21 protein-coding genes and 1 riboswitch are annotated in these 21,977 nt (G+C 68.5%); of the genes, 8 read left to right on the top strand and 13 right to left on the bottom strand.

Annotated elements, in window-relative coordinates; translation table 11 throughout:
* Positions 1-4: 4 nt before the first annotated feature.
* The 11 genes from gcvT to ACNR9W_RS15505 form a co-directional block, all read right to left on the bottom strand.
* Entirely contained in the window at positions 5-1,144 is a 1,140-nt protein-coding gene (gene gcvT / locus ACNR9W_RS15555) for a glycine cleavage system aminomethyltransferase GcvT (protein ID WP_419268479.1), read from the bottom strand.
* A 162-nt stretch (positions 1,145-1,306) separates the two neighbouring features.
* Positions 1,307-1,396, bottom strand: a riboswitch (glycine riboswitch).
* Positions 1,397-1,599: 203 nt separating this feature from the next.
* Positions 1,600-2,679: an ABC transporter ATP-binding protein gene (locus ACNR9W_RS15550; protein WP_419268477.1), complete on the bottom strand. Its 1,080-nt coding sequence runs from the start codon at positions 2,677-2,679 to the stop codon at positions 1,600-1,602.
* A gap of 70 nt (positions 2,680-2,749) precedes the next feature.
* A complete protein-coding gene (locus tag ACNR9W_RS15545) occupies positions 2,750-3,529 on the bottom strand; it encodes an SDR family oxidoreductase (protein ID WP_419268475.1) in 780 nt (259 codons plus the stop codon).
* Positions 3,530-3,665: 136 nt separating this feature from the next.
* Positions 3,666-4,349, bottom strand: coding sequence for a ribulose-phosphate 3-epimerase (gene rpe / locus ACNR9W_RS15540; RefSeq protein WP_419268473.1), 684 nt, complete (start codon positions 4,347-4,349; stop codon positions 3,666-3,668).
* Between the two features lie 15 nt (positions 4,350-4,364).
* On the bottom strand, positions 4,365-5,291 hold the full coding sequence (gene cbbX, locus ACNR9W_RS15535) for a CbbX protein (protein WP_419268471.1): 927 nt from the start codon (positions 5,289-5,291) through the stop codon (positions 4,365-4,367).
* 62 nt (positions 5,292-5,353) lie between these two features.
* Complete coding sequence (locus ACNR9W_RS15530; RefSeq protein WP_419268470.1) at positions 5,354-5,773, bottom strand: ribulose bisphosphate carboxylase small subunit; 420 nt, start codon at positions 5,771-5,773, stop codon at positions 5,354-5,356.
* Positions 5,774-5,783: 10 nt separating this feature from the next.
* Positions 5,784-7,238, bottom strand: a complete 1,455-nt coding sequence (locus ACNR9W_RS15525; RefSeq protein WP_419268837.1) for a form I ribulose bisphosphate carboxylase large subunit — start codon at positions 7,236-7,238, stop codon at positions 5,784-5,786.
* 23 nt (positions 7,239-7,261) lie between these two features.
* A complete protein-coding gene (fba, locus tag ACNR9W_RS15520) occupies positions 7,262-8,341 on the bottom strand; it encodes a class II fructose-bisphosphate aldolase (RefSeq protein ID WP_419268469.1) in 1,080 nt (359 codons plus the stop codon).
* Positions 8,341-10,332, bottom strand: coding sequence for a transketolase (gene tkt, locus ACNR9W_RS15515; RefSeq protein WP_419268836.1), 1,992 nt, complete (start codon positions 10,330-10,332; stop codon positions 8,341-8,343). The genes fba and tkt overlap by 1 nt, the downstream gene beginning before the upstream one ends.
* 19 nt (positions 10,333-10,351) lie before the next feature.
* The gene (locus tag ACNR9W_RS15510) at positions 10,352-11,224 is read right to left on the bottom strand and encodes a phosphoribulokinase (RefSeq protein ID WP_419268468.1); all 873 of its coding nucleotides are present in this window, start codon (positions 11,222-11,224) and stop codon (positions 10,352-10,354) included.
* A gap of 7 nt (positions 11,225-11,231) precedes the next feature.
* Positions 11,232-12,227: a class 1 fructose-bisphosphatase gene (locus ACNR9W_RS15505; RefSeq protein WP_419268467.1), complete on the bottom strand. Its 996-nt coding sequence runs from the start codon at positions 12,225-12,227 to the stop codon at positions 11,232-11,234.
* A 100-nt stretch (positions 12,228-12,327) separates the two neighbouring features.
* Between ACNR9W_RS15505 and cbbR the strand changes: the two genes are divergently transcribed.
* Positions 12,328-13,257, top strand: coding sequence for a LysR family regulator CbbR (cbbR, locus tag ACNR9W_RS15500; protein ID WP_419268466.1), 930 nt, complete (start codon positions 12,328-12,330; stop codon positions 13,255-13,257).
* A 9-nt stretch (positions 13,258-13,266) separates the two neighbouring features.
* Here cbbR and ACNR9W_RS15495 read toward each other — a convergent pair whose 3' ends face one another.
* Both ACNR9W_RS15495 and ACNR9W_RS15490 read right to left on the bottom strand, forming a co-directional pair.
* The gene (locus ACNR9W_RS15495; RefSeq protein WP_419268465.1) at positions 13,267-13,935 is read right to left on the bottom strand and encodes a flagellar hook capping FlgD N-terminal domain-containing protein; all 669 of its coding nucleotides are present in this window, start codon (positions 13,933-13,935) and stop codon (positions 13,267-13,269) included.
* A gap of 9 nt (positions 13,936-13,944) precedes the next feature.
* Positions 13,945-15,162 carry a flagellar hook-length control protein FliK gene (locus ACNR9W_RS15490; protein WP_419268464.1) on the bottom strand — a complete coding sequence of 406 codons (1,218 nt, stop codon included), beginning with the start codon at positions 15,160-15,162 and terminating at the stop codon, positions 13,945-13,947.
* A 196-nt stretch (positions 15,163-15,358) separates the two neighbouring features.
* On the opposite strand from ACNR9W_RS15490, the gene ACNR9W_RS15485 reads away from it, so the two are divergent.
* From ACNR9W_RS15485 to carB, 7 genes are all read left to right on the top strand, one after another.
* Entirely contained in the window at positions 15,359-15,517 is a 159-nt protein-coding gene (locus ACNR9W_RS15485) for a flagellar biosynthesis protein FlgJ (RefSeq protein ID WP_419268835.1), read from the top strand.
* Positions 15,514-15,831 carry a hypothetical protein gene (locus ACNR9W_RS15480; RefSeq protein ID WP_419268463.1) on the top strand — a complete coding sequence of 106 codons (318 nt, stop codon included), beginning with the start codon at positions 15,514-15,516 and terminating at the stop codon, positions 15,829-15,831. Before ACNR9W_RS15485 ends, ACNR9W_RS15480 begins: the two co-directional genes overlap by 4 nt.
* A gap of 166 nt (positions 15,832-15,997) precedes the next feature.
* Entirely contained in the window at positions 15,998-16,843 is an 846-nt protein-coding gene (locus tag ACNR9W_RS15475) for a flagellin N-terminal helical domain-containing protein (RefSeq protein ID WP_419268462.1), read from the top strand.
* 66 nt (positions 16,844-16,909) lie between these two features.
* Positions 16,910-17,275, top strand: coding sequence for a flagellar biosynthesis regulator FlaF (gene flaF / locus ACNR9W_RS15470; protein WP_419268461.1), 366 nt, complete (start codon positions 16,910-16,912; stop codon positions 17,273-17,275).
* A complete protein-coding gene (flbT, locus tag ACNR9W_RS15465) occupies positions 17,272-17,676 on the top strand; it encodes a flagellar biosynthesis repressor FlbT (RefSeq protein ID WP_419268460.1) in 405 nt (134 codons plus the stop codon). Before flaF ends, flbT begins: the two co-directional genes overlap by 4 nt.
* A 7-nt stretch (positions 17,677-17,683) precedes the next feature.
* Complete coding sequence (locus ACNR9W_RS15460) at positions 17,684-18,463, top strand: DUF1217 domain-containing protein (RefSeq protein WP_419268459.1); 780 nt, start codon at positions 17,684-17,686, stop codon at positions 18,461-18,463.
* A gap of 138 nt (positions 18,464-18,601) precedes the next feature.
* Positions 18,602-21,940 (top strand): carbamoyl-phosphate synthase large subunit, encoded by a 3,339-nt coding sequence (gene carB / locus ACNR9W_RS15455; RefSeq protein WP_419268458.1) that lies wholly within the window; start codon positions 18,602-18,604, stop codon positions 21,938-21,940.
* Positions 21,941-21,977: the final 37 nt, after the last annotated feature.

Genomic DNA, 21,977 nt, shown 5'->3' with positions numbered 1-21,977 from the left:
TTCCTCAGCGTTTATGGGACGGGGTGACAAAGGGCAGGGCGCAGACGGTGACGGGCAGGCGCTTGCCGCGCAGCTCGGCCCAGAGGGTCGTGCCCTCGGGGATCTCGGCGGGGATCAGCGCCATCGCGACCGGCCCCCCGACCGAGGGGCCAAAGCCGCCCGACCGGACCGTCGCCACCGGCTCGCCCCCGGCCTCTCCGGCAAAGATCTCGACCCCTTCGCGGATCGGTGCGCGACCTTGGGGGCGCAGGCCGCGGCGCAGGATGGACGGCCCTTCGGCCAGTTCCGGCAGAACCCGATCCGCGCCCGGAAACCCGCCCGCGCGGGCGCCGCCGCTGCGGCGCGCCTTGGGGATCGCCCAGCCCAGCCCCGCCTCGGCCGGCGTGACGCCCTCATCCATGTCATGTCCGTAAAGCGGCAGCCCCGCCTCCAGCCGCAGGCTGTCGCGGGCGCCAAGGCCGATGGGCGCCACCTCGGGCTGCTCCAGCAGCACTTGGGCGAACGCCTCCAGCTGCGCCTCGGGGACCGAGATCTCGAACCCGTCCTCCCCGGTATAGCCCGAGCGAGAGATCCACAGCGCCGCCCCCTGCCAGTCGATGATCCGACTGTCCATGAAGCGCATCTGCGTGGCGGCAGGCACCAGCCGCGCCAGCGCCGCCTCGGCCTTCGGGCCCTGCAGCGCCAGCAGCCCGCGATCCGCGACCGGCTCGACCCGGATGCCCGACAGGGTGTGAAGATGGTCGATGTCATGTTCGGCCCGCGCGGCGTTCACCACCAGAAGGTAATGATCGCCGCGATGGGCGAACATCAGGTCGTCCAGGATGCCGCCCGCATCATCGGTGAACAGCCCATAGCGCTGCCGCCCCTGGGGCAGCCCCAGCACATCCGCCGGGATCAGGCTTTCCAGCGCCAGGGCGGCGGTCTCGATGCGGCCATCCTCGGGCCAGACCAGGACCTGGCCCATATGGCCCACGTCGAACAGCCCGGCCTCGGCGCGCGTGTGCAGATGTTCGGCCATCACGCCCATCGGATACTGGACCGGCATCTGCCAGCCGGCAAAGGGCACCATGCGGGCGCCCAGCTGCTGGTGCAGATCGAAAAGGCCGGTCCGGCGGTCGGGCTGCGGGCGGATCGTGTCGGCCATCGGGCCTCCTCAGAATGCTGCCGGGCAGCCGGCATCGGTTGGACGAGGGACGGCCCCCCGCACGACGATGCCCCCTCTGTCCTTGCCCGCCCCTGAACACAGGGTATGGGCGCCTGAGATCGTTATCCCTTCGGCGGGCCTTGCGGCCACTCTCCAGAGTTTCTGCGGAAGACGGTCCTTTTGCCTGAGAGTTCGCCGGGGCGGCTGCTCCTTCGGCCCCGGCGCCTGGCCGGTGTCTCCCGAATTCCTGACTCTCGTGCTAGCCGCAGGCGCCGGCCTAAGCAAGACTTTTGTCGCAATCGATGAGCGAAACGCCGCTTTCCGACCTTGATGGCCGCAGGGTCCGGCGGCACCGCAACATGCAGGACCGCTCGCCGCCGCTGCTGGCAGCGCCACAAGGGCAGGGAAATCCATGAACGGTTGTCCGACCGCAGCAAGGCTCCAACGCCCGAGCGTCAGCCGCGCGGAAAGACAAAGACCCGGTCGCGCCGCAGCATCAGCCACATGGGCGTGCCCGCCGGCGGCAGGAAGACGCCCGGCACCGTGGCGTTCAGGGCGATCGCGCCTTGGTCGGTGCTGAACTCGACCAGCGACTCGCGGCCCAGATAGCGCGCGCGTGTCACGCGGGCGCGGGCGGCGCTGCCATTTTCCGCCGTGGGCGCGGGACCCTGGCCCGCGCGGTCGAAATCCAGCTTCAGATGCTGGGGGCGGATCACGATCTCGACCTCGGCCCCGTCGGGCAGGCCCGGCGTCAGGAACTGGCCAAAGGGCGTGTCGGTCAGCGCACCCTGCACGCGGCCGGTCAGAACGTTGATGTCGCTGAAGAACCCTGCCGCCTGCCGGTCCACCGGCGCATTGTAGAGGTTGTAGGGCGCCCCCTGCTGGACGATCCGGCCGCCGCGCATCAGCAGGATCTGGTCGGCCATGCGCATCGCCTCGTGCGGCTCGTGCGTGACCAGCAGGACGGCCGTGCCCTCCTCCTTCAGCAGGGCCAGCGTCTCGTCGCGGATGCCGTCGCGCAGGCGCTCGTCCAGTCCGCTGAAGGGCTCGTCCATCAGCAGGACGCGCGGCCGTGGCGCCAGCGCGCGGGCCAGCGCGACGCGCTGCTGCTCGCCCCCCGACAGCTCGTGCGGATAGCTGTCGATGTGGCGGCCCATCTGCACGCGGTCCAGCAGCTCGGCCACCCGGCCGCGATGCGCCTTGAAGCCCCCGGCCAGCCCGAAGGCCACGTTGTCGCGCACCGGCAGATGCGGGAACAGCGCGAAATCCTGGAACATCAGCCCGATGGCGCGGCGCTCGGGCGGGACGCGGACGACCGTGTCGCAGATCAGCTGGCCGTCGACCAGGATGCGGCCGCTGTCCTGCATGTCCACGCCGGCGACGATCCGCAGCGTGGTCGATTTCCCGCAGCCCGAGGGCCCCAGCAGGCAGGCGACCTGGCCCGCCTCGACACGAAAGCTGACGTCGTCGACGACGGGAGCCCCGTCAAAGGCGCGCACCAGGTTCTGCACTTCCAGTCGGGCAGGCGTCGTCACGATCCGGTCCAAGCCTTTCGGTCGGGTTCCGCCTGCCCTAGCAGGGGCAGGCCACCCCCGCAACCGCGCGTCAGATCGTCAGGTTCACCGCGCCGCCGTCCAGCAGGATGTTCTGCCCGACGATGAAACGCGCCTGCTGGCTGCACAGAAAGGCGCAGGTCGCGCCGAAATCCTCGGCCGTGCCATAGGTGCCGGTCGGGATGGTGGCCTGCCGGCGGCGGCGCGCCTCGTCCAGGTCGATGCCCTCCTTCTCGGCCACGCCGCGGTCCAGGCCCACGGCGCGGTCGGTGGCATGGATGCCCGGCAGCAGGTTGTTCACGCAGACGCCGCTTGCCGCCACCTGCCGCGACATGCCGGCCACGAAGCCGGTCAGCCCGGCCCGCGCGCTGTTCGACAGGCCCAGCACCGCGATCGGAGAGCGCACAGATTGCGAGGTGATGTTGACGACCCGGCCCCAGCCCCGCTCCATCATGCCCGGCACCAGCGCCTGCATCAGCGCCACCGCCGACAGCATGTTGGCGTCCAGCGCGCGGACAAAGTCGTCGCGGCTCCAGTCGCGCCAGTCGCCGGGGGGCGGGCCGCCGGCATTGGTCACCAGGATGTCGGCATGACCCACCGCCTCCAGCACGCGGGCGCGGCCGGCCTCGGTGGTGATGTCGGCGGCGACGGGGGTGACGGTTACGCCGTGGCGCTCGGCGATCTCATGGGCGGTGCGGGTGATCTCGGCCTCGGTGCGGCTGTTGATGACCAGATCGACCCCGGCGGCGGCCAGCGCCTCGGCGCAGCCCCGGCCCAGTCCCTTCGAGGCGGCGCAGACCAGCCCCCGCTTTCCCCTGATCCCCAGATCCATCGCATCCTCCTGTCCCGTTCGGCGGGCAGGAAACGCGGCCCGCGCGGCTTTGTCAAACGGGAAGGGCCGGGGGTGGGGGGACGCAGCCCGCCGCGGCGGGGCCAAGGGCTTCGACGGCCCCCGCCAGGCCGCCCCCTCAGCGGGCGATGGCGTCGCGGATCGCGCGCATGTTGGCGCCATAGACCTGCGCCTTCTCCACCGACCCGCCCTTGAAGACCGCCGATCCCGCGACCAGCACATCGGCGCCGGCCATGGCCACCAGCGGCGCTGTCGTCGGATCGACGCCGCCATCCACCTGGATATGGATTGGCCGGTCGCCGATCATGCCGCGCAGGCGGGCGATCTTGTCGACCTGGCTGTGGATGAACTTCTGGCCGCCGAAACCCGGGTTCACGGTCATCACCACCACCATGTCGCAGAGGTCCAGAAGGTATTCGACCGCCTCGACCGGGGTGCCGGGGTTCAGCGCGATGCCGGCCTTTTTCCCCGTCGCGCGGATCGCCTGCAGGGTGCGGTGCGGATGCGGCCCTGCCTCGACATGGGCGCTGATCATGTCCGCGCCCGCCTCGGCATAGGCCTCGATATAGGCGTCCACCGGCGTGATCATCAGATGCACGTCCATGAAGGTCTTCACATGCGGCCGGAACGCCTTCACGGCGGGCGGGCCAAAGGTCAGGTTGGGGACGAAATGGCCGTCCATCACGTCGACATGGACCCAATCCGCGCCCTCGGCCTCGATGGCGCGGATCTCGGCGCCGAAATTGGCGAAGTCGGCGGACAGGATCGACGGGGCGATCTTGATCGTGCGGTCAAAGCTCATCGGGATCTCCTGGGGCTATTCCGCCGCCGCCTGCCTGCTTGCGCGGTCCACGTCAAGCCCGCCCTGAAAGACGCGGCTGGCGCGGATGTCGGACGCGGTCAGCGTGGACAGCGCGGCCGCATCCAGCGGACCCCGCGCCTCGTTGAACAGCCGGTTCGCCTGGCGCAGCCGCGCCCGGTCCAGCGCGTTGCGGATGGACCGCGCATTGGCGAAATGCGGCTGGTGGCGCCGGGCCGCGACATAGGCCGCCATCGCCTCGCGCGCCGGATCGTCCAGCGCATAGTTCTGCCTCCGGAGCATCCCCTCGGCGATGACCAGCAACTCGTCATCGCGGTAGTCCGGAAATTCGATGTGATGGGCGATCCTCGACCGAAAGCCGGGGTTCGAGGCAAAGAACCGGTCCATGCGGTCGGCATAGCCCGCCAGGATCACCACCAGGTCGTCGCGGTTGTTCTCCATCACCTGCAGCAGGATCTCGATGGCCTCCTGGCCGTAATCCCGCTCGTTTTCCGGACGGTAAAGGTAATAGGCCTCGTCGATGAACAGCACGCCCCCCATCGCCTTCTTCAGCACCTCCTTGGTCTTGGGGGCGGTATGGCCGATATACTGGCCCACCAGGTCGTCGCGCGTCACCGTCACCAGGTGGCCCTTGCGGACATAGCCCAGCCGGTGCAGCAGGTCGGCCATGCGCAGGGCCACGGTCGTCTTGCCGGTCCCGGGGTTGCCGGTAAAGCTCATGTGCAGGGTCGGGGTCTCGGTCGCCAGCCCCATCCTGCGGCGTGCCTGGTCGACCAGCAGCAGGGCCGCGGTCTCCTTGATGCGCGCCTTGACGGGCGCAAGGCCCACCAGCGTGCGGTCCAGATCCTCCAGCACCTCGCGCACGCCGCTTTCGGCAAAGCTGGCGGCCAGGTCGACATGGGTGGGGCGGTCGTTGTCGGTCATGGGAAAACCCTCGCGGCGGGAAAGGGGACCGGGCAGCGGGGAGCGCGCCGCCCGGCAGTGCCTCAGGCGTAGCGGGCGCCCTCGGGTTCGCGCATCGCATAGCTTTCGATCGTGTAGCGGACCACGCGGCCCTCGCCCTCCTGCCGGACCAAGCGGAAGCCGGGCTCCACGGCGGGGCGGTTCACGACAAAGCTCATGCGGATCGACTCCCATCCGGGCGAGGCGTCAAAGGCGATCACCCGGATATACGTGCCGCCGTGCAGCTTGCGGCATTCGTTCACCTCATAGACCACCGCCGCCGCGTCCGGATTGTCGAACATCGGGTGGCCCCACATCTCCCAATAGGTGTTGCGGGGATGGGGATCGTCGGTCCATTCGACCGACACCGCCCAGCCCCTGTCGATGGCATATTGCGCCTGCAGGCGGATGTCGTCGTCCGACAGGTCGGGAAGGAAGCTGAACTGGCCTTGCGTCATCTTCATGGTCGTCTCCTTACATCGACACTTCGGGGGTGGGCGCGAAATCGGGGGCGTCGGTCGAGGCATAGTTGAAGGACACGTCCTTCCACACATCCAGCGCCTGCTTCAGCGGCGTGCAGGTGCGGGCGGCGTCGCGCAGGATGTCCTCGCCCTCGTTCCAGATGTCGCGGCCGGCATTCCTGGCAAAGACCATCGCCTCCAGCGCGACGCGATTGGCCTGCGCGCCCGCCGCGATCCCATGCGGGTGGCCGATCGTGCCGCCGCCGAACTGCAGGACCACGTCCTCGCCCAGATAGGTCAGCAGCTGGTGCATCTGCCCGGCATGGATGCCGCCAGATGCCACGGGCATCATCTTGTTCAGGGACGCCCAGTCCTGGTCGAAGAAGATGCCGTTCTCCAGCGCCATCGGGTTCCGCTCCTCGCGGAAGATGTCGTAATAGCCCTTGGTCGTGGCCGGATCGCCCTCCAGCTTGCCCACCACCGTGCCGGCATGCAGGTGGTCGACGCCCGCAAGGCGCATCCATTTGGCAATGACACGAAAGCTGACGCCGTGGCTGCGCTGGCGGGTATAGGTCGAATGCCCCGCCCGATGCAGATGCAGGATCATGTCGTTGTCCCGCGCCCATTTGGCCATCGACTGGATCGCGGTATAGCCGATCACCAGGTCGATCATCACGATCACCGACCCCAGCGACTTCGCGAACTCGGCGCGGGCATACATCTCCTCCATCGTGCCGGCGGTGATGTTCAGATAGGTGCCCTTGACCTCTCCGGTCGCAGCAGAGGCGCGGTTCACCGCCTCCATGCAGTACAGGAACCGGTCGCGCCAATGCATGAAGGGCTGGCTGTTGATGTTCTCGTCATCCTTGGTGAAATCGAGGCCACCCTTCAGCGCCTCATAGACGACGCGGCCATAGTTCCTCCCCGACAGGCCCAGCTTTGGCTTGACCGTGGCGCCCAGCAGCGGCCGGCCATAGCAGTTCAGGCGCTCGCGCTCGACGACGATGCCGGTGGCCGGACCCTGGAAGGTCTTCACATAGGCCACGGGCAGGCGCATGTCCTCCAGCCGCAGGGCCTTCAGCGGCTTGAAGCCGAAGACGTTGCCGATGATCGAGGCGGTCAGGTTGGCGATGGAGCCGCCCTCGAACAGGTCCAGGTCATAGGCGATATAGGCAAAGAACTCCCCCGGCGCATTGGGGACCGGGTCCACGCGATAGGCCTTGGCGCGATACTTGTCGCAGGCCGTCAGGCGGTCGGTCCAGACCACGGTCCAGGTCGCGGTGCTGCTTTCGCCCGCCACCGCCGCCGCGGCCTCCACCGCGTCCACCCCGTCCTGGGGCGTGATGCGGAACAGCGCGATGATGTCGGTGTCCTTGGGGGTATAGTCCGGCTCCCAGTATCCCATCTGGGCATATTTCAGGACGCCCGCCGAATAGCGCTGCTTGGCATCCAGCTTCGTGTTGGACATCTCGTTCATGGTATATCCTCCCTTCAGGCGGCTTTCGCGCCGGTGATGGCCGGGTCCAAGGCCCCCGACGCATATCGTCTGGCCATCTCGTCCATCGCGATGACCTTGAACTGGTGGGCATGTCCCGCCGTGCCGAACCGCTCGAACCGGTCGCGGCACAGATCCGTCAGTTCCTTCATGGCGGGGATCAGGAATTTGCGGGGGTCGAATTCGGACGGCATGTCGCGGGCGACCTTGCGGAAATGCCCCGTCATCGCCATGCGGCAGTCGGTGTCGATATTGACCTTGCGCACCCCCATGCGGATGCCGCGCTCGATCTCCTCGACGGGCACGCCCCAGGTCTGGGGCATCTCGCCGCCCGCATCGTTGATCAGGTCCTGCAGGTGCTGGGGCACGCTGGACGAGCCGTGCATGACCAGATGCGTGCCGGGCAGGCGCCGGTGGATCGCCTCGATCACATGCATGGCCAGGATGTCGCCGTCCGGCTGGCGCGTGAACTTGTAGGCGCCGTGGCTGGTCCCGCAGGCGATGGCCAGCGCATCGCAGCCGGTCCGCGCCACGAAATCCACCGCCTGGTCGGGGTCGGTCAACAGCTGGCTGTGGTCCAGCTTGCCCTCGGCACCCGATCCGTCCTCGGCCGCGGCCTCGCCGGTTTCCAGCGACCCCAGCACGCCCAGTTCGCCCTCGACCGAGGCGCCGACCGCATGGGCCGCCTCAGCCACCTTGGCGGTGATCGCGACGTTGTAGCCGTAATCGGCAGGCGTCTTCATGTCCTCGTGCAGCGACCCGTCCATCATCACCGAGGTGAAGCCGTGGCGGATCGCCGACATGCAGGTGGCCAGGTTGTTGCCGTGATCCTGATGCAGGCAGATGGGGACGCCGGGGTTCATCTCGGCCAGCGCCTCGACCATGCGGCGCAGCATGATGTCGCCGGCATAGCTGCGCGCGCCCCGGCTGGCCTGCAGGATCACCGGCGCATCCACGCCGGCGGCCGCCTTCACGATGGCCAGCCCCTGTTCCATGTTGTTGATGTTGAAGGCGGGCACGCCATAGCCATGCTCGGCGGCATGGTCCAGAAGCTGCCTCAGCGTGATCAGCGCCATCAGTCCTCTCCCTTGATCAGGTGCTTGGCCAGGTCCGCCACGGCCTGCGCCGTGATGCCGAAATGGCGGTAAAGTTCGGGCGCGGGGGCCGAGGCGCCAAAGCCCGTCATGCCCACGAACCCGTCCTCGGGGCGCAGGAACAGGTCCCAGCCCTGGCGGATGGCGGCCTCCACCCCGATGCGGGGGGCGTCGCCCAAGACGCCCTGGCGATAGGCCCGGTCCTGCCGCGCGAACAGCTCGAAACAGGGGGCCGAGACGACGGCGGCATGAATGCGCGCCCCGGCCAGCAGGTCGGCCGCGGCCAGGGCGATCTCGACCTCCGACCCGGTGGCGATCAGCGTCACGTCGCGGGCGACCGGGGTGGCGCGCAGCACATAGGCCCCGCGCACGCTGCGGTTCGCGGCCTCATCCTCGATCCGCACGGCCGGCAGGTTCTGGCGCGACAGGCACAGGACCGAGGGCGTGGCGGGCTGCGTCAGCGCGATCTCCCAGGCCTCGGCGGTCTCGACCGCATCGGCGGGGCGCAGGACCAGCAGGTTCGGGATGGCCCGCAGGGCGGCGATCTGTTCGACCGGCTGGTGGGTCGGACCGTCCTCGCCCAGGCCGATGCTGTCATGGGTCATCACATGGACGACCGGCACCCCCATCAGCGCACCCAGCCGGATCGCCGGCCGGGAATAGTCGGCAAAGGCCAGAAAGGTGCCGCCATAGGGAATGAACCCGCCATGCAGCGCGATGCCGTTCATCGCGGCGGCCATGCCATGTTCGCGGATCCCGTAATGGACATAGCGGCCGCCGAAGTCGTCCCGGCTGACAGCGACCATCCCCTTCGTGCGCGTGTTGTTCGACCCGGTCAGGTCCGCGCTGCCGCCGATCGTGTGGGGCAGGGTGCGGTTCACCACCTCCAGCGCCATCTCGCTGGATTTGCGGGTGGCGACCTTGGGCCGGTCCGCGACCAGTTGGTGGCAGTATTCGGCGATGGCACCGCGCAGGGCCGCCGCATCGGGCGCGGCCTGGGCGGCCAGGAAACCCGCGCGCCGGTCCGACGCCTCCAGCCGCGCCGTCCATTCGGCCCGCGCCTGCGCCCCGCGCTGGGCCACCGACCGCCAGGCCCGGGTGACATCCTCGGGGATCTCGAAGGCCGGATGCGGCCAGTCCAGCGCCAGGCGGGCACCGGCGATCTCCTCGGCGCCCAGGGGCGATCCGTGAACCTCATGGCTGCCCTGCTTGGTCGGCGCGCCCCTGCCGATCACCGTCCGGCAGGCGATCATCGACGGGCGGTTGTCGGCCCGCGCCGCCTCGATCGCAGCCGCCACGGCCTCGCGGTCATGGCCATCGACGGCCTGCACATGCCAGCCTGCGGCGGCAAAGCGGGCCCTCTGGTCGGTCGAGGTCGACAGGTCCGTCCCGCCGTCGATGGTGATGCCGTTGTCGTCCCACAGGACGATCAGGCGGCCCAGGCCCAGATGCCCGGCCAGGTCGATGGCCTCGTGGCTGATCCCCTCCATCAGGCAGCCGTCGCCCGCGATGACATAGGTCCAGTGATTGACCAGGTCGCTGCCCCAGCGGGCCTCGGCCATGCGTTCCGCCAGCGCCATGCCGACCGCGGTGCTGATCCCCTGCCCCAGGGGACCGGTCGTGACTTCTATCCCCTTGGCATGGCCGTATTCCGGATGCCCCGCGGTGCGCGATCCCATCTGCCGGAAGGCGCGGATCTGGTCCATGCCCATGTCATCGTATCCCAGCAGGTGGTTGATGGCATAGACCAGCATCGAGCCATGCCCCGCCGACATGACAAAGCGGTCGCGGTCGGGCCAGCGATGATCACCCGGGTCCACCCGCAGAAAGCGGTGGAACAGCACCGTGGCCACGTCCGCCATGCCCATCGGCGCGCCGGGATGGCCGGATTTCGCGGCCTCGACCGCGTCCATCGCCAGGGCGCGGATCGCAGTGGCCATCCGCGTCTCCTGCGCGGCATCGATGCGGGTCATCTGGTTCATGGCATCCTCCTCAGGCGCGTTTCGCGTCGCTGACCAGCCGCAGGATCATCGGCGTCAGGATCAGCTGCATGGCCAGGTCCATCTTGGGGCCCGGAACGACGATGGAATTGGCACGGCTCATCCAGGACCCGTCGATCATCTGGGTCAGGTAGGGAAAATCGATGCCGCGCGGGTTGCGGAAGCGGATCACCACCAGGCTTTCATCCGCCGTCGGGATCCAGCGCGCGATGAACGGGTTCGAGGTGTCCACCACCGGCACCCGCTGAAAGTTGATGTCCGTCTGGGTGAACTGCGGGCAGATGCAGTGCACATAGGCGTGCATCCGGCGCAGGATCGTGTCGGTCACCGCCTCGGTCGAATAGCCCCGGCTCGCCTTGTCGCGGTGGATCTTCTGGGTCCATTCCAGGTTTATGACCGGCACCACGCCGATCTTCAGGTCGGCCAGCACCGCCAGGTTGACCCGGTCGTTGACCACCGCCCCGTGCAGCCCCTCGTAGAACAGGACGTCGCTGCCGTCCTCGAAGGGCGCCCAGTCGGTGAAGGTGCCAGGGGCGGTGCCCCAGCGTTCCGCCTCGCGGTCGTCATGGACATAGTGGCGCGTCTCGCCGGTGCCGGTCTCTCCATAGACGCGAAAGATGTCCTCCAGCTTTTCCAGCTCGTTGGCGTCATAGCTGAAATGGCTGAAGGTCGCGTCGCCCGCCGCCAGCCGGCTCTCCAGCTCCGCCTTCATCGCGGCGCGGTCATGGCGGTGAAAGGCATCGCCCTCGATGCTGACCGCCGTGATGCCCTCGCGGCGAAAGATCTGGTCGAAGGTCGACTTGACCGTGGTCGTCCCCGCGCCGGACGAGCCTGTGACCGAGATGATGGGATGCTTCTTGCTCATGGATACCTCAGGCGCGGAACAGGCCGCGATGGCCGAACAGGGCCGAGACCTCGGCCTCGGGCAGGTCGTGATAGCCGGCGACGCGGTCCACCTTGTCGGCGCTGCCGAAGATCAGGGGGGTGCGGCCGTGCAGGCTGGCGATCCGGGCGTCCAGGATCGGCAGGGCGCCGTCGGTGGCCCGCCCGCCCGCCTGCTCGATGACAAAGGCGATGGGCGCGCATTCATACAGCATCCGCAGGCGGCCGCGCTCATAGCCGGGCCGACCGTCGGCGGGGTACAGAAAGATGCCGCCGCGCATCAGGATGCGATGCGCCTCGGCCACTAGGCTCGCGATCCAGCGCATGTTGAAATTCTTGGCGCGCGGCCCCTCGGCGCCGGCCAGGCAGTCGTCGATATAGGCCCGGACCGGCCGCGGCCAATGGCGATAGTTCGAGGCGTTGATGGCAAACTCCGCCGAAGCCGCCGGCAGCGTCACCCGCCCCTCGGTCAGGTCAAAGCAGCCGGTGTCGGGGTTCAGCGTGTAAAGCTGCGTGCCCGCGCCAAAGCTGACCACCAGGCAGCAGCGCGGCCCATAGATGACATAGCCGGCAGCCAGCAGGTCGCGGGCCGGACGCAGAAAGCTGGCCTCGGCCGTCGCCTCCGCCGGATGGATCGCAAAGATCGTCCCGATCGACACGTTGGTGTCGATGTTGGAGGACCCGTCCAGCGGGTCGATGGCCAAGGCCAGCCCGCCCTGCGGCTGGAGGGCCACGGGATCGGCCCGTTCCTCGCTGGCATACCAACGCAGGCCTGCGGATTGCAGCGCGTCCAGGAACAGCGCATCGGCCTGCAGGTCCAGCGCCTTCTGCCCGTCGCCGTCGGTGTTCGTCCCGACCTGTCGCCCCAGATCGGAACTGCCGCTGCGGATCACGCCGGACAGGGTCACCGCCCCCCGCGCCAGGGCCTGCATGACGGCCTGGAAACGGTCGGGGATCTGGGTCATGTCGATATGTGGCGCGGTCATCGGCCCCTCCCTCGGCGTCGATCGGCATGAAGGGAGATTGACAGTCGCGGAAGTTTTGGAAAATTTAATAAGGCAGAACCGGATTTCAGGAAACGTGAAGATGCGCACCGATGCCTTGACCCTGCGCCAGCTGCGCGCCCTGCGGGCCGTCGCCGACAGCGGCAGCCTGACCCTGGCCGCCGCCCAACTGGGGCTGACTCCGCCCGCGGTCCACGGCCAGCTGAAATCGCTGGAGGATCTGGCCGGTGCCGCGCTGCTTCAGCGGGCCGAACACGGCGCCTTCCGCCCCACGCCCGAAGGTGAGGCCCTGCTGCTGGCCGAGGCGCAGGTCGCGACCGCCCTGGCCCGTGCGGGGCGCGAGGTGGCGGCGCTGCGCCAGGGCCACAGCGGCAACGTGGTCCTGGGGGTGGTCTCGACCGGCAAGTATTTCGCGCCCTTCCTGGTCGCGACCCTGCAGCGCGCCCTGCCGCAGATCGAGGTGACGCTGCGGATCGGCAATCGCGACGCGATCCTGGCCGCGCTGACGGGGGACGAGTTGGACCTGGCCATCATGGGCCGCCCGCCGCGCGAACCCGCCGTCATCGCCGACCCCCTGGGGCCGCATCCCCATGTCATCATCGCCGCCCCCGACCATCCGCTGGCGGCCCAGGACCCGGTGACGCCGGGCGACCTGCTGACCCAGACCTTCCTCTCGCGCGAGGAGGGATCGGGCACGCGCATCCTGATGACGCGCTTCCTGGACCGCATCGGCGAGGGCGCCACCTGGCGCGCAGTCGAGATGGGCACGAATGAGACCATCAAGCAGGCCGTGATCGCGGGCCTCGGCATCGCCCTCATCTCGCAGCACACCTGCACCGAGGAATTGCGCAGCGGCCGGCTGGTCGCGCTCTCGGCCATCGGCCTGCCGATCCAGCGCAGCTGGTACCTGCTGCATCGCGCCGACCGCGCCCCCAGCCCCGCGACGGAACGCATCCGCGCCAGCATCACCGGCCTTGGCGGCAGCTTTTTGCCCCGCCTGGCCCCCGCGTGACCGCCCCGCTCAGGCCGGATCGCGCAGCGCGGTGATCTCGGCCGCCGGGGCCGATCCGCCACCCTGAAAGACGACGCGCCCGCCCTCGGCCCCGACCTGCGCCTCGACGATGCGGGCATAGGCGCCCGCACGGCTGTCCTCGATCTTCTCGCCGCCGCGCCAGCTTTCCACCGCAAAGCTGTAGAGGCCGTCGGACAGCTTGCCGCCGCCCTCGCCGCGCCCGAACCAGTCCACCTGGCCCGACCCGGGGCCGATCTCCTCGCGCGCGACCTCGCGCCCCTGCTCGTTCCGCGTGACCAGCTGCACGCTGTCGGCCTGAGCATGCGGCGCCACCTCCAGCGTCAGCGGCTGCTCCCCGAACCAGACCGGCGCCGTGGTCCGCGCCTCCTTGCCGATCCAGCCGGCGATGCCGCCGATGCCGCCCGCGCCCGTCTGCCCCGCCATCTGCGCCAGGTACTTGTTGCCCAGGGCCTGCTGCTCGACCCCGGCAAAGGTCGCCAGCTGGATGGCGAAATCGGTGCTCTGCATCGGGTTCATCGGGTCCTGGTTCTTCAGCTGCGCCGTCAGCATGCGCAGGAAGGTCTCGAAATCCGCGCCCGCGCCGGCGCCGGCCAGGCTGCCGCCGTTGATGCCGGTCGGAACTGTCGGGGCCGCCGGGCCGCCAATCGCCTCTACCATTTCTCTCTCCTACAATCTGATATCGAGGCGCCGGTCGCTCAGCGGCGCGGGGGCCGGGCGCAGGGCCGGGCCGGGAAGGGGATCGGGCCCGCCTTCTGCGCGGCCCATGCTGCGGGCGGGCTGCGGCCAGTCGCGCTGCGTGCCTTGGCGGAACTCCAGGCTGCCGGCCGGCACGCCCGCCTCGGCCAGCTGCTGGGTCAGGAGGTCAGCGTTCCGGCGCACCAGGTCCAGCGTCTCGGGCCGCTCGGCCCAGATGGTCACCTGGCTGCGGTCATGCCCCGAAAACACCAGCCGCAGCCGCCCCAGTTCCTCGGGGGACAGGGCGATATCGGTGCGGTCGCCGGTCGCGCTGACCCAGGCCTGCGTCACCTGGTTCAGCACCGGCCGCGCCTCGGCCGGGCCGGCAGGTCCGGCAGCGGCCGAGGCCACACGCTCGGGCGCGCCCATCTCCCGCTGCAGGCGGGGCTCGGTCGCCGTCGGATCGGGCAGGGAGGCCAGCCCTTCGGGCAGGGCGCGCGAGGGGGCATCGGGGCGCCGCACCGTTGCCTCCGCAGGGGCAGCGCGCTCCATGGACCCCGAATCGGCCGGACCTTCGGCGGCAGGCTGCGTCCCCGCCTCCCCCTCGACGGCCGGCACTGCTGCAGGCACGGGTCCCCGATTCAGCGCAGGCACCGCCGCAGCGTCCGCCACAGCCCGTTTTGCCGCCTCCGGCATCGCCGCGGGTTCATGATCGGCCTGCGACGCGGGCAAGCCGACCTCCTGCGCCTCGGGCTGGAAAGGCGGCGCCGACTGCGGCACAGCATCGACCATGGCGGATTCCAGTGCGACAGAATCATCCGGCCCCGCCGCACCCTCCGGCAGCGCGGGCAGTTGGGCCATCCCCTGCGCCGCAGCCGGTTGCGACGCCACCGCCACAGGCAGATCCGGCAGCGCCAGCCCCCGGGGCAGGGGCTGCGGCGGGGGCTGGAAACCGGCGCTGAGGCCCAGGCTCGCCTCCAGCCAGAATGTCAGCGGGTCGGTGTCGAGCGCGGACGCATCAGCCTCCCCCGCCTCCGGAGCCAGACCCCCCTCAGGCAACAGCATCGTCCCCAAGGGCCAGGCCTGCCCGAGATCTGCCGTCGGAAGGATCGCCAGGAAATCCGCTTCCTCTCCGCTTGCCGCGGTGGGCTGCCACAGCATCGCCTCAGGGCGCGCCGGCGGGGTCGAAATGGGAAGAAGATCGGTCATCCAAAAGCCTCGCGGGGTTTTTTCCGGAATACCTCTCATTCCTTACCAATAATTTACCGCGCCTGGTTAATTCTGAAGCCGTGCTCGAATATCGCAAAGGGTTGTCATGCAAATAGAAGCAATTTCCGCGGTGCAGACGCCGCCCCCGCCCGGTGCCAAAGTCGCCGATCAGCTTGAACAGGCATTCTTGGAAGAAATGCTGAAATATTGCGGCCCCGGTGCATCGGAGGGGGGCTTTTCCGGCGGCGCCGGAGAGGAGCAGTTCGCCAGCTTCCTGACGCGCGAACATGCAGCCCTGCTGGCCGGGCGCCTGGACCTGGGCTTCGGGCGCATCCTGTCGGGGCAAGTGCAATGAGCCGCGCCCTGACCCGCCATGTCGCCCAGATCCGCGCCGCGCTTCTGTCCGGTGATGCCCAGGCTGCGCTGGCGCGAATCGACGACCTGACCCGCAGCGCCGCCCGCCAGGGCGTCGCCCCCGACGCGCGCGAGACGCTGGAGCCAGCCCTGGCCGAGCTGCGCGACCTGGCGCAGGCCGCGCTGCAGGGCGCTCAGCAGGCGGCCGAGCAGGTCCGCGCCATCGTCCAGGCCGCGCGCAGCCTGCAGACCTATGATTCCCGCGGCCGGCGCCATGTAACGACCACACAGGCCAACCTTCCGCAGCGCTTTTAGTAAAATGCGCCAAAAGGTTTGTTTGAGCGAATGGAGGGAATTCACTAGTTGTAAATCACCGGCAGTTAGAACGGTGACATGCCAAGGAAAGGCGCAGGGCAACCGCCCGATCGGTCAGAAGGCCTCATGCAAACCCGGTGCAAAGCACCTTTGATGGATTGAGAATATGACCAGCATTCTGACCAACAACAGCGCGATGGTGGCCCTTCAGACCCTGAAGAACATCAACTCGCAGCTGGGTAAAACCCAGAGCGACATCGCGACCGGCAAGAACGTCGCCAACGCCAAGGACAACGCGGCTGTCTGGGCCATTTCGAAGGTGATGGAGACCGACCAGTCGTCCTTCAAGACGATCCAGTCGAACCTGAACGTGGCGGATGCCGTGGTGGGTACCGCTCGCGCCGGCGCCGAGCAGATCACCGACCTGCTGAAGGAGATGAAAAACCTTGCCATCGGTGGCGCCAACGACTCGGCGGACTTCACCAAGATCCAGACGGACCTCACCGCAAAGATGGAGCAGATCACGTCGATCATCGGCGCCTCGCAGATGAACGGCATCAACCTGCTGGCGACCGATACCGGCGGCACGGTCGGCACCGAATTCACGGTTCTCGGCTCGCTGGACCGTGCAAATGGCGTCGCGGCGACCACTGCCAGCAGCATCACAGTCGCTGGCGTCGATTTCGAAGCCAACATCGCCGGCGCCACCCTGACGGCCATCTCCGACTCGGCCACCGCGCTGACCGCCGTCGGCGAGATCGAGGCGCTGATCGACACCGCCGTGCAGGGCGCAGCCGACCTGGGTTCGGCCGGCAAGCGCATCAGCGACCAGTCGAACTTCGTCGGCAAGCTGGCGGACTCGCTGAAGACCGGCATCGGCTCGCTGGTCGATGCCGACATGGAGGAAGCCTCGGCCCGCCTCCAGGCCCTGCAGACCCAGCAGCAGCTGGGCATCCAGGCGCTGTCGATCGCCAACCAGGCGCCGGGCGCCGTGATGTCGCTGTTCCGCTGATAAGGCCGGCGGGCGCCTTCTGGCGCCCGCCATCCCCATGATCCTACCAGAACGGGAAGAACGATCTTGAACGCGGTAACGCCACTGAACGAACATGGCTACAGATCCGCCGGCCTGCGCACGGCGCGGGACGCGGAATATGACATCTTTTCGCGGGTGACGCGCCTGCTGCGCCAGGCCCCGCGCCAGGCCGACAACCCGGACACGATCCAGGCGGTCTACAAGAACACCGAGCTGTGGACGCTGCTGGCGGCCGACCTGGCCGAGCCCGGCAACGCGCTTCCCGACCAAACCAAGGCGGGCCTGATCTCGCTGGCCGGTTTCGCGATCCGACACGGCCGCGCCGTGACGCAGGGCGATGCCAAGACCGATCCGCTGATCGACATCAATCTCAGCATCATGCGCGGCCTGCGCGGCGAGGGGGGCGCATGAGCGGCCTCGTCCTCAAGCTTGCCCCGAATGAACGCGTCCTGATCAACGGCGCCGTGATCGAGAACGGCGACCGCCGCGCCCGGATCGCCATCAAGACACCCAACGTGAACGTCCTGCGCCTGCGCGACGCGATCCATCCTGACAGCGCCCGCACCCCCGTCTCGCGCGCCTGCTATATCGCGCAGCTGATCCTGTCAGGCGACGCCGACCCGGCTGAGGGGCGCCGCCAGCTGCTGCTGGCCATCGAGCAGCTGAGCCAGGTCTTCGAGGATCGCGACAGCCGCGTCCTGCTGGCCGAGGCCACCGAGGCCGCGGTGAGCGACAACGCCTACCAGGTGATGCGCAAGCTGCGCGACCTGCTGCCGCGCGAGGCACGCCTGTTCGCGGCCGTACGACAGTGAGTCCGGCATGAGCATGCCCATCGTCATCGGGATCGGCGGCATCGCCGGCTGGAAGATCCTGCAGCGCAGCGAGGCGCGGCAGATCCAGTCCATCGCCAAGGATCCGGTGGTGCAGCGCTCGACGACCTACTTCCGCGAGAACATCGCGCGGGCCACCAAGGCCGAGGAGCTGGTCAAGGACTACCGCCTGCTCAGCACCGCCCTCTCCGCCTTCGGGCTGGAGGGGGACATCGCCAACAAGGCCTTCATCCGAAAGGTGCTGGAGTCCGACCCTGCGGACAAGAAGTCGCTGGTGAACCGGCTGGCCGACAAGCGTTACCTGCGCCTGGCCGAAGCCTTCGGCTATGGCGGGGCGAAACCCAGGGAAGGCTTGGCCGACACGGTGGGACAGGCCTTCGTGCAGCGCGAATACGAGCGCCGCGTCGGAGAGGGCGACGAGACGATGCGCCTGGCGCTGAACGCCCGGCGCGAGTTGGGACAGTTGGCCGGGCGCAGCTCCAGCGACCGCACGCTCTGGTTCGAGGTGCTGGGCAACCCGCCGCTGCGCAAGGTTTTCGAAGGCGCCTTCGGGTTCAGCGAGTCCTATGGCCGGCTGCCCATCGACCGGCAGGTCGAGGAATTCACCCGTGCGTCCGAACGCATCCTGGGCAGCGCCAGCTTCAAGGACCTCACCCAGCCCCAGACCGTGGACCGGCTGGTGCAGAATTACATGTCCCGCTCGCAGCTGACCGTCTCGCCGGTTCCCAACCGCTACAGCGCGGCCCTGACGCTGCTGTCGGGCGGCTGATCGGGCCCCGCCCGAACGGCTGCCGGACCCCGCGCACTTTCCCGGGTTTCGGTGACCGCCGCACCTTGCGCCCCAGCCCTGCTTGGCTATAACCCCGGACGATTTGCCGAACCAACCAGTCAGCCCGGGGGCAGGACCATGCCGAAAAGAACCGATATCAAATCGATCCTGATCATCGGGGCAGGACCGATCGTCATCGGGCAGGCCTGCGAATTCGACTACTCCGGCGCCCAGGCCTGCAAGGCCCTGCGCGAGGAAGGCTACCGGGTCATCCTGGTCAACTCGAACCCCGCGACGATCATGACCGACCCGGAAATGGCCGATGCGACCTATATCGAGCCCATCACTCCCGAGGTGGTCGAAAAGATCATTGCCAAGGAACGCCCCGACGCGCTGCTGCCCACCATGGGCGGGCAGACCGGCCTGAACACCGCGCTGGCCCTTGCCGACAGCGGCGCGCTGAACCGCTACGGGGTCGAGCTGATCGGCGCGCAGCGCAGCGCCATCGAGATGGCCGAGGACCGCAAGCTGTTCCGCGAGGCGATGGACCGCATCGGGCTGGAAAATCCCAAGGCCACGATCATCGCCGCTCCCAAGCTGGCCAGCGGCAAGTACGACGTCTCGGCCGGTGTCGCCCAGGCCATGGAGGCGCTGGAGGAGATCGGCCTGCCCGCCATCATCCGCCCTGCCTTCACCCTTGGCGGAACCGGCGGCGGCGTCGCCTACAACCGTGACGACTATGAACGCATCGTGCGCTCGGGTCTGGACGCCTCGCCCATGGCGCAGGTGCTGATCGACGAAAGCCTGCTGGGCTGGAAGGAATTTGAGATGGAGGTCGTGCGGGATCGCAACGACAATGCCATCATCGTCTGCGCGATCGAGAACGTCGACCCGATGGGCGTGCACACGGGCGACTCGATCACCGTCGCCCCCGCCCTGACCCTGACCGATCGCGAATACCAGATCATGCGCAACGGCTCGATCGCCGTGCTGCGCGAGATCGGCGTCGAGACCGGCGGCTCGAACGTGCAATGGGCGATCAATCCGGCCGACGGCCGCATGGTCGTGATCGAGATGAACCCGCGCGTCAGCCGCTCGTCCGCGCTGGCCTCCAAGGCCACCGGCTTCCCGATCGCCAAGATCGCCGCGAAACTGGCCGTGGGCTATACCCTGGACGAACTGGACAATGACATCACCAAGGTCACGCCCGCCAGCTTCGAACCCTCGATCGACTATGTCGTGACCAAGATCCCGCGCTTCGCCTTCGAGAAGTTTCCGGGGTCCAAACCCGAGCTGACCACCGCGATGAAATCCGTGGGCGAGGTCATGGCCATCGGCCGCAGCTTCCACGAGTCGCTGCAAAAGGCCCTGGCCTCGATGGAAAACGGCCTGACCGGCCTCGACGAGATCGCCATCGAAGGCGCCGCCGACCAAGGCAAGCCCGCTGTCATCGCGGCGCTCTCCAAGGCCACCCCCGACCGCATCCGCGTCGTCGCCGAGGCGATGCGCTTCGGCCTCAGCAATGACGAAATCCACCGCGTCACCCGCTTCGACCCTTGGTTCCTGGCCCGCATCCGCGAGATCGTCGACGCCGAACATGTCGTGCGCGAAAACGGCCTGCCCCAGGACGCCGACGGCATGCGCCGCCTCAAGATGATGGGCTTCACCGACGCCCGCCTGGCGCATCTGGCAAGGCGTGACGAGGCCGACATCCGCCGCGCCCGCCGCAACCTCGACATCCGCCCCGTCTTCAAGCGCATCGACACCTGCGCGGCCGAGTTCGAAGCCCAGACCCCCTACATGTATTCGACCTACGAAGCCCCCGCGATGGGCGATGTGGAATGCGAATCCCGCCCCACCGCGGCCAAGAAGGTCGTGATCCTCGGCGGCGGCCCCAACCGCATCGGCCAGGGGATCGAGTTCGACTATTGCTGCTGCCACGCCTGCTTCGCGCTCACCGACGCGGGCTACGAGACGATCATGATCAACTGCAACCCGGAAACGGTCAGCACCGATTATGACACCTCCGACCGCCTCTACTTCGAACCGCTGACCTTCGAACATGTGCTGGAAATCCTGCACACCGAACAGCAGAACGGCACCCTGCACGGCGTCATCGTCCAGTTCGGCGGCCAGACGCCCCTGAAACTGGCCAACGCGCTGGAGGCCGAGGGCATCCCGATCCTGGGCACCACCCCCGACGCCATCGACCTGGCCGAAGACCGCGAACGCTTCCAGAAACTGCTGAACGACCTCGGCCTGAAACAGCCGATCAACGGCATCGCCAGCAGCGACGACCAGGCCATCGCCATCGCCGAACGCATCGGCTTCCCGCTGGTCATCCGCCCCTCCTACGTGCTGGGCGGCCGCGCGATGGAGATCGTGCGCGACATGGACCACCTGCGCCGCTACATCACCGAAGCCGTGACCGTCTCGGGCAAAAGCCCGGTCCTCCTCGACAGCTACCTCTCGGGCGCGATCGAGGTCGACGTGGACGCCCTCTGCGACGGCGAAGCCGTCCATGTCGCCGGCATCATGGAGCACATCGAAGAGGCCGGTGTCCATTCGGGCGACAGCGCCTGCTCGCTCCCCCCGCACACGCTGGACGCCGCCACCATCGCGGAACTCAAGGTCCAGACCACCGCCATGGCCCGCGCGCTCAAGGTCAAGGGCCTGATGAACGTCCAGTTCGCCCTCAAGGACGGCGAAATCTTCGTGCTGGAGGTCAACCCCCGCGCCAGCCGCACCGTCCCCTTCGTCGCCAAGGCCACCGACAGCGCCATCGCCTCGATCGCCGCGCGCCTGATGGCGGGCGAACCCATGTCGAACTTCCCCGCCCGCGCGCCCTATCCCGAAGGCGTCGGCCCGGAAACCGACCTGCCCTTCGCCGACCCGCTGACCCTGGCCGACCCGATCACCCCCTGGTTCTCGGTCAAGGAGGCCGTGCTGCCCTTCGCCCGCTTCCCCGGCGTCGACACGCTCCTCGGCCCCGAAATGCGCTCGACCGGAGAGGTCATGGGTTGGGACCGCAACTTCGCCCGCGCCTTCCTCAAGGCGCAGATGGGCGCGGGCACCGACCTGCCGCACCAGGGCCGCGTCTTCCTGTCGGTCAAGGACGCCGACAAATCCGACGCCCTGGCCCAGGCCGCCCGCGACCTGGTCGACATGGGCTTCACCCTGGTCGCGACCTCCGGCACCGCCGACTTCCTCGACGCCCACGGCGTCGCGTCCGAGCGCGTGAACAAGGTCTACGAAGGCCGCCCGAACATCGTCGACCGCCTCAAGAACGACGACATCGCGATGGTGCTGAACACGACCGAAGGCGTCCAGGCCATCGCCGACAGCCGCGAAATCCGCGCCGTCGCCCTCTACGACAAGATCCCCTACTTCACCACGGCCGCAGGCAGCATTGCCGCCGTGGCGGCGATCAAGTCGCGGGAGGAAGGGGAAGTCGGGGTGCGGTCGCTGCAGGCTTGAAATGTAGGATAGCCTCCACTAGGCTCACCAAAAATGC

Source organism: Paracoccus sp. T5 (genome assembly GCF_048538155.2).
Taxonomy (GTDB): Bacteria; Pseudomonadota; Alphaproteobacteria; order Rhodobacterales; family Rhodobacteraceae; genus Paracoccus.
The sequence above is the reverse complement of the archived record's forward strand: the minus strand, read 5'-3'. Positions and strand labels throughout refer to the sequence as shown.